General features: G+C 69.8%; 16 protein-coding genes. 3 read left to right on the top strand and 13 right to left on the bottom strand.

What is annotated here, in order from left to right; all coding sequences use genetic code 11:
- The first annotated feature begins 7 nt into the window (after positions 1-7).
- A complete protein-coding gene (locus tag AC5RWG_RS08205; protein WP_494166740.1) occupies positions 8-919 on the top strand; it encodes an aldo/keto reductase in 912 nt (303 codons plus the stop codon).
- Between the two features lie 79 nt (positions 920-998).
- Here the strand turns inward: AC5RWG_RS08205 and AC5RWG_RS08200 are convergent, their stop codons facing one another.
- From AC5RWG_RS08200 to AC5RWG_RS08155, 10 genes are all read right to left on the bottom strand, one after another.
- Complete coding sequence (locus tag AC5RWG_RS08200) at positions 999-1,853, bottom strand: DNA-3-methyladenine glycosylase family protein (RefSeq protein ID WP_494166739.1); 855 nt, start codon at positions 1,851-1,853, stop codon at positions 999-1,001.
- A 3-nt stretch (positions 1,854-1,856) separates the two neighbouring features.
- Positions 1,857-2,249 carry a universal stress protein gene (locus AC5RWG_RS08195; protein ID WP_494166738.1) on the bottom strand — a complete coding sequence of 131 codons (393 nt, stop codon included), beginning with the start codon at positions 2,247-2,249 and terminating at the stop codon, positions 1,857-1,859.
- 145 nt (positions 2,250-2,394) lie between these two features.
- Positions 2,395-2,997, bottom strand: a complete 603-nt coding sequence (locus tag AC5RWG_RS08190; protein WP_494073966.1) for a DNA-3-methyladenine glycosylase I — start codon at positions 2,995-2,997, stop codon at positions 2,395-2,397.
- Between the two features lie 70 nt (positions 2,998-3,067).
- On the bottom strand, positions 3,068-3,733 hold the full coding sequence (locus AC5RWG_RS08185) for an alpha-ketoglutarate-dependent dioxygenase AlkB family protein (RefSeq protein WP_494166737.1): 666 nt from the start codon (positions 3,731-3,733) through the stop codon (positions 3,068-3,070).
- Complete coding sequence (locus tag AC5RWG_RS08180) at positions 3,730-4,362, bottom strand: methylated-DNA--[protein]-cysteine S-methyltransferase (RefSeq protein ID WP_494166736.1); 633 nt, start codon at positions 4,360-4,362, stop codon at positions 3,730-3,732. Before AC5RWG_RS08180 ends, AC5RWG_RS08185 begins: the two co-directional genes overlap by 4 nt.
- On the bottom strand, positions 4,359-4,883 hold the full coding sequence (locus tag AC5RWG_RS08175; RefSeq protein ID WP_494022303.1) for an RNA polymerase sigma factor: 525 nt from the start codon (positions 4,881-4,883) through the stop codon (positions 4,359-4,361). The genes AC5RWG_RS08180 and AC5RWG_RS08175 overlap by 4 nt, the downstream gene beginning before the upstream one ends.
- A 47-nt stretch (positions 4,884-4,930) precedes the next feature.
- Positions 4,931-5,443 carry a methylated-DNA--[protein]-cysteine S-methyltransferase gene (locus AC5RWG_RS08170; RefSeq protein WP_494166735.1) on the bottom strand — a complete coding sequence of 171 codons (513 nt, stop codon included), beginning with the start codon at positions 5,441-5,443 and terminating at the stop codon, positions 4,931-4,933.
- A 140-nt stretch (positions 5,444-5,583) separates the two neighbouring features.
- Positions 5,584-7,062, bottom strand: coding sequence for a gamma-aminobutyraldehyde dehydrogenase (locus AC5RWG_RS08165; RefSeq protein WP_494166734.1), 1,479 nt, complete (start codon positions 7,060-7,062; stop codon positions 5,584-5,586).
- A gap of 11 nt (positions 7,063-7,073) precedes the next feature.
- Positions 7,074-8,510, bottom strand: a complete 1,437-nt coding sequence (locus AC5RWG_RS08160; RefSeq protein ID WP_494166733.1) for an NAD(P)/FAD-dependent oxidoreductase — start codon at positions 8,508-8,510, stop codon at positions 7,074-7,076.
- Entirely contained in the window at positions 8,507-10,219 is a 1,713-nt protein-coding gene (locus AC5RWG_RS08155) for an amidohydrolase (RefSeq protein WP_494166732.1), read from the bottom strand. The genes AC5RWG_RS08160 and AC5RWG_RS08155 overlap by 4 nt, the downstream gene beginning before the upstream one ends.
- 251 nt (positions 10,220-10,470) lie before the next feature.
- Here AC5RWG_RS08155 and AC5RWG_RS08150 point away from each other — a divergent pair, with 251 nt between their 5' ends.
- Both AC5RWG_RS08150 and AC5RWG_RS08145 read left to right on the top strand, forming a co-directional pair.
- Positions 10,471-11,520: an iron-siderophore ABC transporter substrate-binding protein gene (locus tag AC5RWG_RS08150; RefSeq protein ID WP_494050086.1), complete on the top strand. Its 1,050-nt coding sequence runs from the start codon at positions 10,471-10,473 to the stop codon at positions 11,518-11,520.
- A gap of 134 nt (positions 11,521-11,654) precedes the next feature.
- Positions 11,655-12,896: an MFS transporter gene (locus AC5RWG_RS08145; RefSeq protein WP_494166731.1), complete on the top strand. Its 1,242-nt coding sequence runs from the start codon at positions 11,655-11,657 to the stop codon at positions 12,894-12,896.
- A 74-nt stretch (positions 12,897-12,970) separates the two neighbouring features.
- Here AC5RWG_RS08145 and AC5RWG_RS08140 read toward each other — a convergent pair whose 3' ends face one another.
- From AC5RWG_RS08140 to AC5RWG_RS08130, 3 genes are all read right to left on the bottom strand, one after another.
- Positions 12,971-14,062: a GTP pyrophosphokinase gene (locus AC5RWG_RS08140; RefSeq protein WP_494012926.1), complete on the bottom strand. Its 1,092-nt coding sequence runs from the start codon at positions 14,060-14,062 to the stop codon at positions 12,971-12,973.
- Between the two features lie 189 nt (positions 14,063-14,251).
- Complete coding sequence (locus AC5RWG_RS08135; RefSeq protein ID WP_494166730.1) at positions 14,252-15,622, bottom strand: aspartate aminotransferase family protein; 1,371 nt, start codon at positions 15,620-15,622, stop codon at positions 14,252-14,254.
- Between the two features lie 11 nt (positions 15,623-15,633).
- Complete coding sequence (locus AC5RWG_RS08130; RefSeq protein ID WP_494166729.1) at positions 15,634-17,127, bottom strand: CoA-acylating methylmalonate-semialdehyde dehydrogenase; 1,494 nt, start codon at positions 17,125-17,127, stop codon at positions 15,634-15,636.
- Positions 17,128-17,233: the final 106 nt, after the last annotated feature.

Genomic DNA, 17,233 nt, shown 5'->3' with positions numbered 1-17,233 from the left:
AAGGCACATGGTGAAAAAGCGCGCACTCGGACGGTCGGGATTGCACGTCTCGGAACTGAGTTTTGGGGCCGGCGGGTACTGGGGCATGAAGGCTTTCCCCGAACGGCAGGCGGCGCATCTGATCGGCCAGGCGCTCGACGGCGGCATCACCGCCTTCGACACCGGCCCGAATTACAGCCGCGGCAACGCCGAAGAGCGGCTGGGCCGGCTCCTCAAGGGCCGCACCGAAAATCTCGTGATCTCCACAAAAGTCGGATCCCACTGGATCAACAACCGGAATGTGAAGGATTACTCGGCCCGGGCCATCGAAAGGAGCGTGCACGGCAGCCTGCGGCGGCTCCAGCTGGACCACCTGCCCTTGCTGCACTTCCATGGTTTCCCCCGTCCGGCCGGTCCCGCGATCGACACCGTGTTGAAGCTGAAGGAACAGGGGAAGGTCGGGGCGCTCGGCGTCTCCACCGGCCGAGGCGGGGCAGCGAAGGCGCTGAAGCTGGGCATTTTCGACGCCCTCATGCTGGAATACAACATCGTGGACCGGTCCCTGGCGCCGGTGATCTCCGAGGCTCAGGAAGCCGGAGTGGGCGTCAAGCTCAAGTCACCGCTGGCCCAGACCCTCTACTCGCGCGACATCTTCAAGATCACCGGCCCCAGCGACGTCTGGTACCTGTTGCGGGCGCTGAAGAACCACCGGCACAAGTTTGTGCAAGGCCGGAAATACCGGTTCATCAACGACGTCGACGGCCTCTCCGCGAGCGAGATCGCCCTGGCCTTCGTGCTCAGCCATCCAGGGGTCTCCAGTGCGGTGATCGGCACCGTGAAACCGGAACACCTGCGCTCCAACCTCAAGGCGCCGCAGGTCCGTTTGCCGGCGGAGCTGTTGGAACGCATCGAGCAGGCAGGCTCTACGGCCCGGGGATGAGGGTGCACGCCCCGGAGCCGAAGCGGCCGGAAGGAATCGCCGCTTTCGCCCCTGCACGGGCCGCCGGTGCAGGGCTTTGCTAAGGCAGGTACGCCGAGGCGGTCCAGAGATGGAAGACGGCGTAGGCCCGCATCGGCGACCAGGGCCGGCCGAGCGCGCGGGCCTCGGCCGCGGTTTTCACTCCGAGGGCCCGCCGCAGCACCAGATCGCCGTCGGGATAGGCATCGCTGTCGTGCAGCGCCCGCATGGCGAGGTATTCGACCGTCCACGGGCCGATGCCGGGCAGCGCCAGCAGGCGGCGGCGGGTGTCTGCGTGGTCCGTATCCGGAGAGAGGTCCAGCCCGTCCGCGCAGGCTTCGGCCAGGACCTGGACGGTCCGGGCGCGGGCGCCGGTCAGGCCGACGGCTTCGCGGAGGGCGTCGGGGCCGGCGGCGGCCAGGGCCTCCGGAGTGGGGAAGAGCGCCAGGCCGGTGCCGGTCCGCGGGCCGAAGGCAGCGACCAGCCGGGCCGTGAAAGTGCGGGCCGCGGCGAGCGAGACCTGCTGGCCGATCACGGTGGAGACGGCACCTTCGAAGCCGTCCGGGTACCCAAGGATCCGCAGCCCGGGGCGGTCGGCGAGCAGGGGCCCGAGCACCGGGTCGGTGCCCAAGGCCGCCGCCACCCGCTCCGGTTCCAGGTCCAGGTCGAGCCAGCCGCGCACCGCCGTCGTAATCTCCCTCAGGGCGGCGGGGGAGTCGCTGCCGACGTCCAACTCGACGGCGTCGGGCGACAGGGTGGCCGTGACCGGCACCGGCCCGGTGCCGGTGTTGAACAGGCGGGTGCAGGTGCCCGCGGCCACGTCGACGGTTTCCAGGCCGGGTACCGCATGGGCGGCCAGGGCAGCCAGCGCGGCCGGGGAGTCGAACGGCGGAAGCAGCGGCAGGCCGGCCTGCATGGGTCAGCGGGCCTTGACCGCCAGGACCGGACAGTCGACGGTCAGCAGGATCTCCTGGGCGGTGCTGCCCATGATCAGCTTGCCCACCGGGGAGCGCCGGCGCAGGCCGATGACCAGCAGCGAGACCGAGAGCTCGTCAACCAGTTCCACGATCTCGTCCACGGCGTCCTTGCCGCGGACATACTGCTTGAACTCTGCCTGCAGGCCGGAATTGTACAGTTCCTGCTGCACCCAGGCCGCGTCGTGGGCGTCCGAGAACGACTCGTCCTTCTGCGCCCCGCCCGGACTGGCGTTGACGACCACCAGCTTCTCATTGTTCTGCGTGGCCATTTGAATGCCCTTGCTCAGGGCCGCACGGCCCTCGGGACGCGGGGCGAAGGCAACAAGAATCGTCAACGTGCTCTCCTTACCGGATAACTCCTGCGGTGCCGGCTCCAGGTCGAACATGCACGTCCGGTTCCCCCGAAGGCAGCGGGTGCACATCATTGTGGCACGCATCCCACGGTGCGGCGGATGCGTGAAGTGATTGTGAAAGCCGGTGTCAGTTCCAGACGCCGGAGGAGCCGCGGCGGTGGCTGTCCACCAAGTGGGTGTCGATCATGCCGATGGCTTCCATCAGGGCGAACATGGTGGTGGGGCCGACGAAGGCAAAGCCGCGCTTGCGCAGGGCCTTGGACAGCGCGACGGACTCCGGCGATGTGGTGGGCACGTCCTGGATGTGCCGCGGCGCGGGCGTCTCCTTCGGCTGGAACGACCAGACGAAGTCGCTCAGGCCGCCTTCTGCGCGCAGGTCGATGGTGGCGTTCGCGTTGGTGATGGCGGCGCGGATTTTGGCCCGGTTCCGCACGATTCCGGCGTCCTGCATCAGCGCCTCGACATCGTCTTCGGTGAACGCGGCGACGGTATCCACGTGGAAATCATGGAACGCTTGCCGGAAGGCGGGACGTTTGCGCAGGATCGTGGCCCAGGAGAGCCCGGCCTGGAAGCCCTCCAACGTGATGCGCTCATAGACGCCTTGCTCGCCCCGGACGGGCATGCCCCATTCGGTGTCGTAATACTCGCGCAGCAGCGGATCCGTCGCCGCCCACGTGGGCCGGGCCAGGCCGTCCTCGCAGAGGACTACGCCGGAAGCGGTTGTCTCCATGATTCGATTCTCTCCTACCGCGGCACAGCCCGCAGGCCCGCCCCCACATGCTGTGGAAGACCGCGAACCCTCAGGTCAGGCCGGTCACCCGCATGGTCAGATTCAGCCGGCCGCCGGTCAGCCCGCAGGCGGGATCGGCCGTGCCCGGGTAGATCCTGGGCACGCCGTGGTAGGCAAACCGGGCCGGTCCGCCGAAGACGAACAGGTCGCCGGAGCGCAACCGGACGTCCGTGTACGGCTTGGTCCGCGTTTCGGTGTTGCCGAAGCGGAACAAGCAGTCGTCGCCCACGCTGAGCGAAACCACCGGGAAGTCCGCCTGTTCGTCCTTGTCCTGGTGCATGCCCATCTTCGCTGTGTCGTCGTAGAAGTTGATCAGGGCCGTGTCCGGCTCGTAGCCTTGCGCCGCGGCCGGATCCCCCGATGCGTCGGCCAGCGCCCGACGGCCCCACTCGGCCAGCCAGCCGGGAAACTCCAGCACGCGCGCGCCGTTCACGTCGTCGGCGGTGCGGGTGTATTTGTACGGCGCCCAGTGCCAGCCCAGGCACAGCGTCCGCACGCTCATTTCGTGGCCGCCCGGCAGCTTGGCGGCACGGTAGGGGACCGGTCCGCGGCCGAACTCCCGGCAGGCCCGGACCAGTTCCCGCTGCTGTTCCACGGTCAGCCAGCCGGGCACATGCACCGCGCCCGGCGCGATCTCGCGCGGGCCGGCCGGAGCGTCCTCGAACAGGGTGCTCACGCCGCTGCCTCCAGTCCCAGCAGGTAGGCCTTGGCCTCCGGCCCGCCGAGGTAGCCGCCGAAGGCGCCGTCCGAGCGCAGCACGCGGTGGCAGGGCACGACGACGGGCAGCGGGTTGGTGGCGCAGGCGCTGCCCACCGCGCGCACCGCCTTGGGATTTCCGACGGCGGCGGCCACCTGCGCGTAGCTTTCGGTCCGGCCGTAGGGGATCTCGGGCAAGTGCCTGAGCACTTCCGCCCGGAATCCCTTGGACAGCCGGCGGTCCAGCCGGAGGTCGAAGGAGCGCCGCCGGCCCGCGAAGTACTCGTCCAGTTGCCGGGCGGCGGCCTGAAGTCGGGCCGGAGCATGCAGGATCCGGGGGCTGACGCTGGCTGCCAGGCCGGCCAGCACGGCATCGTGGTTTTCGCCCTCGAAGGCCACGCGGACCAATCCTTCCTCCGTGGCGGCCAGCAGCAGCTGCCCCAGCGGCGTGTCGGCGGTAGCGTAGGCCAGGTCGAGGGCGCCATCGGCGGCGGCCTCATGTTCCAGCCTGGTGTGCAGCCGCTCCAGCAGCGCCGGATCCAGGCGGGTCAGCACGTCGAGCCCGGGTCCGGGCACGCCGTCCCGGGCCGCCGATTGTGCGTCGGTCATCGCAGAACTCCTTCACTCGCGTGGTGTGCGGCCGCTCCCGCGTCCTGCTCCCGGCCGCCGCGGTACGCTGCCCGCAGCTTGGCGATGCCGTCGGCGGCCGCGCGGCGGACGGCTCCGGTGGTGGAGCCGGTCAGTGCGGCGGCTTCGGCGTACGGCAACCCGGCCAGGTAATGCAGCGCGACGGCTTCGCGCTGCCTCAGGGGCAGGGCAGCGACGGCCTGGTGCAGTTCGTCGTCGTCATTCCCGGGGATGCCCAACGTCGACGGAGACTCGGGCAGATACCCTGCCGGCACCGGAGCGCGCTCCCGCCGCCGGACCACGTCGATGGCCTTGCGGTGGGCGATGGTGACCAGCCAGGCCTCGTGGTTCGCGGCGGCCGGCAGCCCCGGATAGGCCCTGAGCGCGGACAGGAAGGTCTCTGACCAGGCATCCTCGGCGTCCGGCCCGGGGCCCAGCACCACCCGGCAGACGCGCAGCACCGTGGGGCCGTGGTCGCTGACCAGTTGCTCGAAGGGTTTCATCTGCACACCTTGTAGACGCTCGCCGGGCGCATTCCGTGAGGCGGGCATCAGAAAAGCCTGCCCGCTTTCTTATCCGCCGGCTCTTCCAGCTCCAGCAGGAAGCGTTTCCGTTCCAGCCCTCCGGCATAACCCACCAGTGATCCGTCCGCTCCGACCACCCGGTGGCACGGCACCACGATCGACAGCGAATTCTGGCCGTTGGCATGGCCGACGGCCTGGGCCAGATGCGGGTCGCCCAGCTCGGCCGCGAGCTGGCCGTACGAGCGGGTCTGGCCGTAGGGGATGTGCCGCAGCAGCGCCCACACCTTCAGCTTGAAGGGGTCGCCCTTCGGCGCCAGGGGCAGGTCGAACTCCCGGCGCCCGCCGGCAAAGTACTCGTCCAGTTGCGCAGAGGCTGCTGCAAAGACTGCTTCGCAGCCGACGGCGGTGCGCTCGCCGAACGTGTCGGCAGCCGGCAGCCGCTTGTGGCCCGGGAAGTAGAGCGCGGTCAGCGACCCGTCCTCGGCGACGGCCGTCAGTTCCCCGAGCGGGGTGTCGATGAGGGTGTGCACGCGGGTCATGGCGCTCCTTCGTCCGCTTTCATTCTCTCCCGTGCAGACGTTCCGGCGCGCGTTAAGGTGAGCTCCGCGCTTCTGTTCCGGCTTCCTCCGGGCAGCGGCAGCACGACGTGCCTCCGCAACGACGTGCCGCCGGGTGCCGGTCAGCCGCGGTAACGGAACACCGTGTCCTGCCATTCTTTGTGCGCGGCCGGGTCGCTGCCCATGCTCACGTGTTTGATGTTTGTGTAGTCCTCCAGCGAATAGGCGGACATGTCCTTGCCGAAACCGGATGCCTTGTACCCGCCGTGCGGCATTTCGGAGACGATCGGGATGTGGTCGTTGATCCAGACGCAGCCGGCCTGGATCTCGGCCGATGCGCGCAGCGAACGGGCCAGGCTGCTGGTCCACGCGGAGGCGGCCAGCCCGTACTGGGTGTCATTGGCCAGTGCGAGGCCCTCGCCGTCGGTGTCGAACGGAATCGCGGTCAGCACCGGACCGAAGACCTCCTCGCGGACGATTTCCGCGTCCTGCCCGATGCCGGTGACCAGCGTGGGCCGGTAGTAGGCGCCGTCCGCCAGGTCGGCGCCGGGAGCCGCGCCGCCGGCCAGGATCTTCGCCCCCGCGTCCCGCGCGCGGTCCACGAAGCCAGCCACCTTGTCCCGGTGCGCGCGGCTGATCAGGGAGCCCATGTCGGTGGCGTCGTCGGTCGGGTCGCCCACCACCACCAGTTCCATCAGCTCGGCGACCCGTGCGGTGAAAGCGTCGAACAGCGGCCGCTGGATGTACGCCCGGGTGGCGGCGGTGCAGTCCTGGCCGCCGTTGATGGTGCAGCCGGCCACCGCCCCGTGCGCGGCGGCTTCCAGGTCCGCGTCGTCGAACACCACGAATGGTGCCTTGCCGCCCAGCTCCAGGTGCACGCGGTTCCCCCGAGCCGCGGCCAGCGCCATGATGCGGCGTCCGACGGCGGTGGAGCCGGTGAAGGACGTCATGGCCACATCCGGGTGGGTCACCAGGGCCTCGCCCGCTTCCCGGCCGGTGCCGGTGACGATGTTGACCACGCCGTCCGGTATTCCGGCCGCGGCGGCGGCTTCGGCGAAGATCAGGCTGGTGCCCGGTGTGAGCTCGGAGGGCTTGAGCACAATGGTGTTGCCGGCGGCGATCGCCGGGAGGATCTTCCACGCGGCCATTTGCAGCGGGTAGTTCCACGGCGCCACGGAACCCACCACGCCGATCGGCTCGCGCCGGATCATCGAGGTGCCGCCGGTGCCGTATTCACCGGCCGCCACTCCCTGCAACTGGCGCGCCGCGCCCGCGAAGAACGCCGCGTTGTCGACCGTCCCGGGGACGTCGAATCCGGTGGCCAGGCGGATGCTCTTGCCGGTCTGCGCGGTCTCCACCGCCGCCAGTTCCGCGGCCCTGCGGTCCAGTTCGGCCGCCAGCTTCAGCAGGGCCTCGGAACGTTCCGCGGGCGTCGCGCCGGCCCAGGCCGGGAAGGCGGTCTTGGCCGCCGCCACGGCGTCGTCCACGTCGGCCCCGGAGGCATAGGCGATGGCCTCCGCGGCCTCGCCGGTGGCCGGGTTCACGCGCGTGGCGCGTTCTCCGCGGCCCTCGCGAAGTCCGCCGTTGATGTACTGGTGCATCCTTGTCTCCTTTACGAGTCGAAGCCCATGCCGGCGGCGTCCATGGCTTTCAACCAGGGGCCGCGTCGTCCCCGGTTGCGGTCGGCGCGGATCAGGGCAGCGGTGGTGAGTTTGATGCCGAGCCAGGCGAGCGGCTCGGGCGGGAACGGCAGCGGCTTCCGCCGCACCAGCTCCAGCTCCGTCCGTTCGGTCGGCCGGCCCGACAGCAGGTCCAGCATCACGTTGGCGCCGAAGCGCGACGCTCCCACGCCCAGGCCGGTAAAGCCGGCGCAATAGGCCACCCGGCCCGCGTAGGCGGTGTCGAAGAAGGAGAAGAAGCGGCTGCAGGTATCGATGGCACCGCCCCAGGCGTGGCTGAAGCGCACGTCGGCCAGTTGCGGGAAGGTGGCGGCGAAGTGGGCGGCGAGGCGGCGGTACGTTTCCGGGCGGTGGTCGTAGCCGTGCCGGAGCGACCTGCCGTAGTGGTAGACGGCGTCGTAGCCGCCGAACAGCATCCGGTCCTGCCCGTCGGCGTCGGTGGTCAGCCGGTAGTAATGGAACCGGTTGTCGTTGTCGGCGATGCCGAACCGCTCGGACCAGCCCAGCGATTCCCGTTGCCCGCCGGTCAGCGGTTCCGTCATCAACGCGTAGTCGTACACCGGGACGGTATGCAGCCGGGTGCGCGCCAGCAGCGATGGGAAGGCATTGGTCGCCAGCGCGACGCGTCCGGCGGCCACGGAGCCGGCGTCGGTACGCAGCAGGATGGACCCCGCCCGCCGGGACAGGGAGCGTGCCGGCGTGTGTTCATAAATCTCGACGCCGGCGCGCAGGCAGGCGTCGCGCAGGCCCCAGGCGAGTTTCGCGGGGTGCACCATCGCCGTTCCCCGCCGGTCCCGCAACCCTGCCCGGTAGGCGGGGGAGGCCACCTGCTGTTGGACGGCGGCCTGGTCCAGGAACTCAAGCGCGGGGTCCTCGGCGGCCTCCTCGGCAAGCCAGCCGACGTGGTGCTCTTCGGTGGCCACGGACAGGGTGCCGGTGCGTTCAAAGCCGGCGTCGATCCCGTACCGCACCAGGGTCTCTTCGATCTCGTCCAGGTTCTGCAAACCCAGCTTGTCCAGCAGTTCGTTTTCGCCGGGGAGGTGTCTTTGCCCGTTCGCGCTCCCGTGGGTCAGGCTGGCCTCGCAGAAGCCGCCGTTGCGGCCGGACGCGGCCCAGCCGATGCGGTTGCCCTCCAGGAGCACCACCGAGCGGTCCGGGTCGCGCTCCTTGGCCAGCAGCGCGGTCCACAAGCCCGTGTAGCCGCCGCCGACCACCGCCAGATCCGCCGTTACCGTGCCGCGCAAGGACGGCAGCGGTGCGGGGCGCGAGGGATCATCCAGCCAGAACGGCGTCGGGGACGCCCCGGCCAGGGCGGCGTCGAGGCGTGCGGCCGGGATCTGCTCTTCGGCTCGGTCGTAGAACGTTTTCATGCCGGTGCCCCCTGCCGTTCGAAGACCGGTTGGCCCGCCACGAGGGTCATATCGGTGCCGACGGTATGCAGTTCCTCCGGGGGCAGGCTGAACGGGTCGAGGGTCAGCACGGCCAGGTCGGCCGGCGCTTCGGGAAGAATGCGGCCGGCGTCGTCCTGGCGGTTCAGCCACGCCGAGCCGGAGGTATAGGCGGCCAGCGCGGCCTCCAGGGACAGCGCCTCGCCCGGAAGCAGCGGCCCGTCGGAGCCGTCGTCCGGGTGTCGGCGGTTCACCGCCACGTGGATGGCCTGCCAAGGATCCGGGCTGGACACCGGCCAGTCCGAGCCCATCGCGAGCCGGGCGCCGGAGGCGGCCAGGGAGGCGAACGGGTACTGCCAGCCGGCCCGTTCCTCGCCGATCAGCGGCACGGTCAGCTCGCGCATCTGGGCATCGTTGCAGGCCCAGAGCGCCTGCAGGTTCGCGGTGACGTCGAGTTCGCCGAAACGGGCGACGTCGGCCGGGTGGATGATCTGCAGATGCGCCATGTGGTGCCGGCCGGCGCCGGGGCCGTTCGCGCGCCGGGCACGCTCCACAGCGTCCAGTCCCTCCCGCACGGCACGGTCGCCGATCACATGCAGATGCAGGTCGAATCCGGCGGCATCCAGCGCCGTCACCACTGCCACCAGAACGTCCTCGGGAAGATAGGTCAGCCCGCGGCCCGCCGACGGACCGTCCGCCGCGTTGCCCGGGGCGGGAGCGCCTTCGTGTCCCGCAGCGCCGGCACAGGCGCAGGGCTGCAGGTACGGCTCCAACATGGCGGCGGTCCGGTTCTCCGGCACCCCGTCCACCATGATCTTGGCGCTGGTGGTGCGGAAACCGGCCGCCGCGTTCTGCTCCCGGCGGGCGATGAAGTCCGCGACCAAGGCGGGGACCGTGGCCAGGCTGGTGCTCCGCGGCACCCAAAGGGCTCCGGCGGCGCGGCCGGTCAGCAGGCCCTCATCCAACAAGGCCCGGTACGTGGCGCTGGCCTCCGGATAGCCGGCGTAGTCGCCCAGGATCGCTTCCTGCCATCCGGTGACGCCTACCGAGTGGAGGTAGCGCTGGGCCTCCAGCAAGCCGGCCCGCATGTCCTCGACCGTCGCCCGCGGGATGACCCGGTTGACCAGGTCCATGGCACCTTCGTGCAGGGTCCCGGCCGGGTTTCCGGAGGCGTCGCGCTCCAGCAGGCCGTCTGTCGGGTCGGGGGTGGCGGCATCGATGCCGGCCAACTCGAGCGCACGGCTGTTGACCCAGGCACTGTGGTGGTCCGCGTTGACTAGATAGACGGGGCGGTCCGGGACCACCGCATCCAGCGCCTGCCGGGTCGGATAGCCGCCCGGGAAATCCGCCTTGTGCCAGCCGCCGCCGGTGATCCACCCCCCGTCGGTGGAGGAGGCGCACGCGGCTATCCGGGCCAGCACCTCGTCGGCCCCGGCGCACAGGGACAGGTCGCAGCCCAACCGTTCCATCCCACCCATCACGGCATGGACGTGGGCGTCCGTGAAGCCGGGCGCCAGCAGTCGGCCGCGCAGGTCCACGACGGTGGCCTGGGGTCCCGCCGCCGCCCGGGCTTCGGCGTCCGTTCCGATGGCGGTGATTACCCCGCCCGTGACAGCAACCGCCGGGGTTCCGGGCAGCAGGCGGCGTCCATCGAAGATCCTGCCGGAGTGAAAGATCCAGTCCGCCGCCATGGCCGCTCCTCTGACCCGGCGGATGCCGGAAATGAATGGGTTTCACTTATGACACAGTGGCCGGGTCCCTTTGTCAACGGTTTTGGCCCGGTTCCCCGGTACGTGACGGCGCCGGTCCCCTTGCCGGCAGCCCGGGAGCTCCGGCGTCGAAATACGCAACGAAGTAGTTGCTTAATCCGCGTGAGCGTAGGCTACCCTTACTTTTGTTCCCGTTCCTTGATCCGAGGAGGCCCGAGTTGGCCCTTTCACGCATGCGCGGATTGGCTGCCGCCGCCGCCGTCGTCCTGATGTCCCTGACCGCCTGTTCCACCGGTCCCGCGGGCGGAGGTTCCGAGGGCGGCCCGTCGGCCGCGGCGTCGGACCAGTTCCCGGTGACGGTGGAACACGCCTTCGGCGAGACGGTGATCGAGGAGCAGCCCGAACGCGTGGCCACCGTGTCCTGGGTTAATTCCGATGTGTCGCTGGCGCTGGGCGTGGTTCCGGTCGGCATGCCCAAGGAAGACTGGGGCGGAAACGAGAACGGGTCCACCCCGTGGCGGGACGCCAAGCTGGAGGAGCTGGGCGCCGCGATCGGCAGCGAGAATGCGCCCACCCTGTATTCCGAGGCGGACGGCATCGCCTTTGACGAGATTGCCGAGCTGGCCCCGGACGTCATCCTTGCCGCCTACTCCGGGTTAACCCAGGAGGACTACGACACGCTCAGCAAGATTGCCCCGGTCGTCGCTTACCCGGAGACTCCCTACGGCACGGACTGGCAGGACTCCACCCGGCTGATCGGTCAGGCGCTCGGGCGCAGTGCGGCTGCCGAGGATCTGGTGGCCGACACCGAGCAGACGATCGTGGCCAAGGCCGCGGAGTACCCGCAGCTGGCTGGCAAGAGCTTTATTTACGGCAACCTGGAACCGGCCAAGGGCGACGGCGTGAACGTCTACACCGCCAACGACAACCGGCCCAAGTTCCTCACCAGCATCGGCATGGTCCAGGCGGATGTTGTCACCGAGGCCACCGCCGGCTCCGACGAGTTCTTCATTCCCTGGTCGGCCGAGAAGGCCAACGAACTGGAATCCGATGTGTTCGTGACCTGGGTGCCGGACGACAAGACCGCCCGGCAAATCACCAAGGACCCGCTGCTGGGCCAGATCCCGGCGATTAAGGACGGCGCGCTGGTGGCGGACTCGGACAATACGCTGACCCTGTCCATTTCCGCCGCGTCGCCGCTGAGCCTGCCGTGGGCGCTGGATACCTTCCTGCCCATGCTCGCCGAGGCCGCTGACGCGGCTGACGCCGCAGCCGCCAAATAGCCCGCGGCCGCCGATCCCCAGGACGACGGCGAGGGGCCACGCTCCGCGCAGCGTGAGCAGTGCCAAGGGTGCCCCTTTGCCTGTCCCGTCGCATAAGGTTTCCGGAGATTGCCTAACGCGGAAGGGGTGGGGCGGTGAAGACCCGCGGGACCAGCCAGTCGTTGTCCGCCGGGCTGCTGGTCGCCGGCATCCTGCTGGTGGCAGCCAACCTGCGCCCGGTGCTGACCAGCGTGGGCCCGCTGCTGGACCAGATCGGCGCGGACACGGGACTGGGCACCACCGCCCTGGGCGTGCTCGCCGCGATCCCGCTGCTGGCCTTCGGCGCGGTGTCCCCGCTGGCGCACGGGTTGAGCGAGAAGTTCGGCGTCGAGCGCACGGTTTTCGGGGCCCTGATGCTGTTGGTGGCCGGGACGTTCCTGCGGCCGGTTCCGGGCGCCATCGCGAATTTGTGGATCGGCACCTTCCTGGTCGGTGCGGCCATCGCCGTCTGCAACGTGATGCTGCCCGCGCTGCTCAAGCGGGACTTCCCGGAACGGATGGCCTCGCTGACCGGCGCCTATTCGGCGGTGCTGGGCGGCTGCGCCTCCCTCGGCGCCGGCCTGGCGGTGCCGCTGGCGCTCCTTCCGGTGGGCGGCGGACCGGCCGGCTGGCGCTTCGCCCTGGCGGCGTTCGTGGTGCTGGCGGTGCCGGCCGTGCTGCTGTGGCTTCCCCGCCTGCGCGGCGGCACCGCGGCCGAAGAGCGGGCCCGTGCCGCCGCCGCGGCCCCGGCGCTGGTGCGCGGTTCGGTGTGGAAGTCCGGCCTCGCCTGGCATGTGACGGTGTACATGGGCTTGCAGTCGATGACCTTCTACATTCTCATCACGTGGCTGCCCACCCTGGAACGTTTTCACGGCCGCGGGGACCTGGCCTCCGGCTGGGACCTCATGTTGTTCCAGCTGATCGGCGTGGTATCCAGCCTGCTGACCCCCGTTGCCCTGCGCGGGCCGACCCAGCGCCTGGCCGCCTCGCTGCCGCCCCTGCTGGTGGTGGCAGGCGGCCTGGGCATGATGCTGATGCCGCAGGTCATGCTGTTCTGGGTGCTGGTGGCGGGCTTCGGCTGCGGCAGTTCCCTGGTCACCGCGCTCTCGCTCTTCGGCTTGCGCACCCGCACCCACCGCGAAGCCGGCGCCCTCTCCGGGATGGCCCAGTCGATCGGCTACCTGTTGGCCGCCGCCGGTCCGCCGATTTTCGGCGGGCTCTTCGCCGCCACCGGGGCTTGGGAAACCTCCCTGGCGCTGCTGTGCCTGATTGCCGTGGCGCAGGCGGCCATCGGGCTGCTGGTTGGACGGGACCGCTTCGCCTTCACCCCGGTGAGCCCCACAGCGCCGGCCGCGTGAGCCCCGCAGCGCCGGCCGCCTGAGCCCCGCAGCGCCGGCCGGGTGAACGGGCAAGCGACCTGTCGGGCGGCCGCCTACATGCCCTGGCGGTAGGTCTCCAGCTGCCGGAACCGGCGCTGCAGCGACTCGCGCCGGTGCTCGTCCTCGCCGGCGGTGAGCTCGATGTGGCGGCGGCCGAAGCGCCACAGCAGCAGATCGTCCAGCAGGCGGTCCGGTCCGGGGGAGTAGCGGTGTTCCAGGGCGGCGCGGACATCCGTGATGGTTTCCGGATTCAGCAGGGCCGCCAGCTCGGTCGTGGTTTTCAGGCCGTGCGCCGCCAGCAGCTCCGCCGCCCAGCCCCAGTCGTCGTCGGACTTGCGGTCCACATGCGGCAGCAGGGTCTGCCAGACCTCGCGGACCCGGCGGGGGGTCAGCGGCGCGGCGCCTTCGCCCTCTTCGTCCCAGTAGCCGGTGACGGTTTCGTAGCGATCGTGGAGTTCGGCGAAGGCCGACTCGACCGCTTCCAGCATGGCGGCCGTGGCCGTGAACTGGCGGTCGAAATAGGGGCTCCAGGCACGCGGGTCAGCGGACTTGAAGCGGATATCGTGCTCCAATTCCGACCAGGCGTGCGAAAGGATCGTACGGATTTGTACTTCGAAGAGGTAGCTGCCGGTGGCGCGGGCAGGTTCGCCCAGGGCCTGCTGGTACGCCTTCACCGCGTTGTTCTGCAGCGTGCGCAGGATCAGGTGTCGGCTGGCGTACCCATAGGTGCCTGACTCGATCGAGCCGATATCCTTCTCCCGGTCGGCACGGCAGTCGAAGTCGCTGCGCTGGCGCTTGATCAACGCGGCGGCCTGCCGGATCTGGTGCGGCAGGCTGACGATCACCCGCACGCCCACCAGATCCTGGATTTCGCGCAGCGGATCAGGGAATTCCAGCGCCGGGGCGCCGCCGGGTTCGGCCGGCTGGAGCATCCGCGACGCCTTGTCGCGGAAAGACTCCACGCTCTTGGTCCGGGCCGTGACGAACAGCGGCGTGAGTTCGGCGGTGCGAAAGATGTTGCGGATGTCCGACTGCAGCTGCGAGGTGACCGTTTCCAACGCCGGGCGAACCCGCTCGTACTGCGCCGTGCTGGCTTCCACCTGCGGGCGCAGTTGCTCATCCAACCGATCCCAATGCATGCCCATGCTCCTGGCTCTCCTGCGGTAGCTTCATGCGGTAAGTGAACAACCTACCAAGACAGCGGTCGCGGAACGTATCCGCAGGATGCCGGGAGCGGACCGCAGGCCCGCGGCGAACGCGCCTAGCACCGGCTCGCCCGCGCGCGCCAGGCCCGCGGCGAACGCTCCCGGTTCGGGCGCGCCCGCCGCGCCCGCTCAGCCCGCCGCGTGCGTGTCCGCCAGCTCCAGCACCTCGTCCAGGATGGCCAGGCCGGTGCGTGCATCCTCCGCACTGATGTTCAGCGGCGGCACCACATGGATCCGGTTGAAGTTGGCGAACGGCAGCAGCCCGCGGGACTTGCAGGCCGCGATCAGCTCGTTCATCTCCGGGCTGGAGGAACCGTACGGCGCCAGCGGCTCGCGCGTGGCCCGATCGCGCACCAGTTCCAGCGCCCAGAAGGCCCCGACGCCGCGGACCTCGCCGACCGACGGGTGCTTGGCCGCCAGCTCGGCAAGCCCCGGGCCGAACACCGTGGTGCCCAGCTCCGCCGCATGCTCGACCATCTTCTCGTCCCGCATCGCGTTGATCGTGGCCACCGCCGCGGCGCAGGCCAGCGGATGCCCGGAATAGGTCAGCCCGCCGGGGTAGGCGCGTTGGGCGAAGGTCGCGTAGATCTCCTCGGAGATCGCCACGCCGCCCAGCGGCACGTAGCCCGAGTTCACGCCCTTGGCGAAGGTGAGCAGGTCCGGCACCACGCCGGCGTGGTCGATGGCGAACCACTTGCCGGCACGGCCGAACCCGGCCATCACCTCGTCGGCGATGAACACGATCCCGTATTTGGTCGCCAGCTCGCGGACACCCTTGAGGTAGCCGGGCGGGGGCACCATAATGCCCGCGGTGCCCGGGATCGATTCCAGCACGATGGCGGCGATGTTGGCCGCTCCCTCCAACTGGATCGTGGTTTCCAGGTGTTCCAGCGCGCGCTGGCATTCCTGCGCCTCGTCGGCGGAGTGGAACTGGCTGCGGTACAGGAAGGGTGCGTGGAAGTGGACCGTGCCGGCGTTGCCGTAGTCGTTCGCCACCCGCCGCGGGTCGCCGGTGATGTTGACCGCCAGCGCCGTCCCGCCGTGGTAGGAGCGGTAGGCGGAAAGCACCTTGTAGCGGCCGGTGTGGAGCCGGGCCATCCGGACCGCGTGCTCCACGGCGTCCGCGCCGCCGTTCGTGAAGAAGACCCGGTTCAGGTCCCCGGGGGTCAGCTCGGCGATCAGGCGCGCGGCCTCGGACCGGGCGGCGTTTGCATGCTGGGGTGCCACGGTGCACAGCAGCCCGGCCTGCTCCTGGATGGCCGCGACCACCTTGGGATGCTGGTGGCCGATATTGGTGTTGACCAGCTGCGAGGAGAAGTCCAGCAGCCGGTTGCCCTCGCCGTCCCAGACCCAGGACCCCTCCGCCCGGGTGACAACCATGGGGGTGATCTGTTCCTGGGCGGACCAGGAATGGAACACATGCTGCCGGTCCAGCTGATAGGCGCGGCGGCCGGCTTCCAGTTCCGCCGAACTCAACGGTGTGCCTGTGGTGGTGGTCATGGCTCTCTCCTTTAGATGTTCTGCGGGAAGCCGAGGTTGATGCCGCCGTGGCTCGGGTCCAGCCAGCGCGAGGTCACAACCTTGCCGCGGGTGAAGAAGTGCACGCCCTCGGAACCATGCGCATGGCTGTCACCGAACAGCGAGTTCTTCCAGCCGCCGAACGAGTAGTACGCCATGGGCACCGGGATCGGCACATTGATCCCCACCATACCCACCTGCACCTCGTTCTCGAAGCGGCGGGCGGCACCGCCGTCGTTGGTGAAAATCGCCGTGCCGTTGCCGTACTGATTCTCGTTGATCAGCGCCAGCCCTTCGTCGTAGCCCGGCACCCGCACCACCGACAGGACCGGTCCAAAGATCTCATCCGTGTAGATGGACATCTCCGGCGTCACCCGGTCGAACAGCGTCGGGGCCAGGAAGAAGCCGTCGCCCTCCGCATCCGGCTCCACGCTGCGCCCGTCCAACACCAGTTCGGCGCCTGCTTCAACGCCTGCCGTGATGTAGCCGGCCACCTTGTCCCGGTGAGCCGCCGTGATCAGGGGGCCCATGTCCGTGCCGCGCAGGCCGTCGCCCACGCGCAGCTTTGCGGTCCGCTCGGCGATCTTGGCCACCAGTTCGTCCGCGACGGATTCCACTGCCACCACCGCGGAGATCGCCATGCAGCGCTCTCCGGCCGCGCCGTAGCCGGCGTTGACCGCGGCATCGGCGGCCAGGTCCAGGTCGGCATCGGGGAGCACCAGCATGTGGTTCTTGGCCCCGCCCAGCGCCTGCACTCGCTTGCCGGAGGCCGTGCCGCGCTCATACACGTAGCGGGCGATCGGCGTCGATCCGACGAAGGAAACGGACTTGATCTCGGGGTGCTCCAGCAGGGCGTCCACGGCTTCCTTGTCGCCGTGCACCACGTTGAAGACGCCGTCGGGCAGCCCGGCTTCCTTCCACAGCTCGGCCATCCAGTTGGCGGCCGTGGGGTCCTTTTCGCTGGGCTTCAGGACCACGGTGTTGCCGCTGGCGATCGCCACCGGGAAGAACCACATGGGTACCATCGCGGGGAAGTTGAAGGGGGAGATGATTGCGGCCGGCCCCACCGGCTGCCGGATCGAGTGCACGTCCACTTTGGTGGAGGCGTTCTCGGTGTAGCCGCCCTTCAGCAGGTGCGGGATGCCGCAGGCGAATTCCACAACCTCCTGCCCGCGCGACACCTCGCCGAGCGCGTCGTCCAGCACCTTGCCGTGTTCGGCGGTGATGATGGCGGCCAGTTCGCCCTTGCGCGCGTTCAGCAGCTCGCGGAAGTTGAACAGGATCTGCATGCGGCGGGCCAGCGACGTGTCGCGCCAGGCCGGGAACGCTGCCGCCGCCGCCTGCACCGCTTGATCGACGACGGCGGTGCTGGCGAGGGCGACGCGGGCGGAGACTTTGCCGGTGGCCGGGTTGCTCACGTCGCCGAGTCGGCTGTCGGGCTGCGGGGCCATGTAGGTCCCCTGGATCCAGTGCTGGATGGTCTGCATGGTTCTCCTTGTTTCGAGTTGTTGCCCGCACTTGGCCCCCGGCCAGGAGGTGAACGGGGACACGTGCGATGGGTCTTCCCCTATCCTCGGGTGCCCCGTCCGCCCG

This window comes from Arthrobacter sp. Y3221160 (assembly GCF_059092585.1).
Note: the sequence above shows the minus strand (reverse complement) of the source record. Positions and strands in the feature narration are given on the sequence as shown.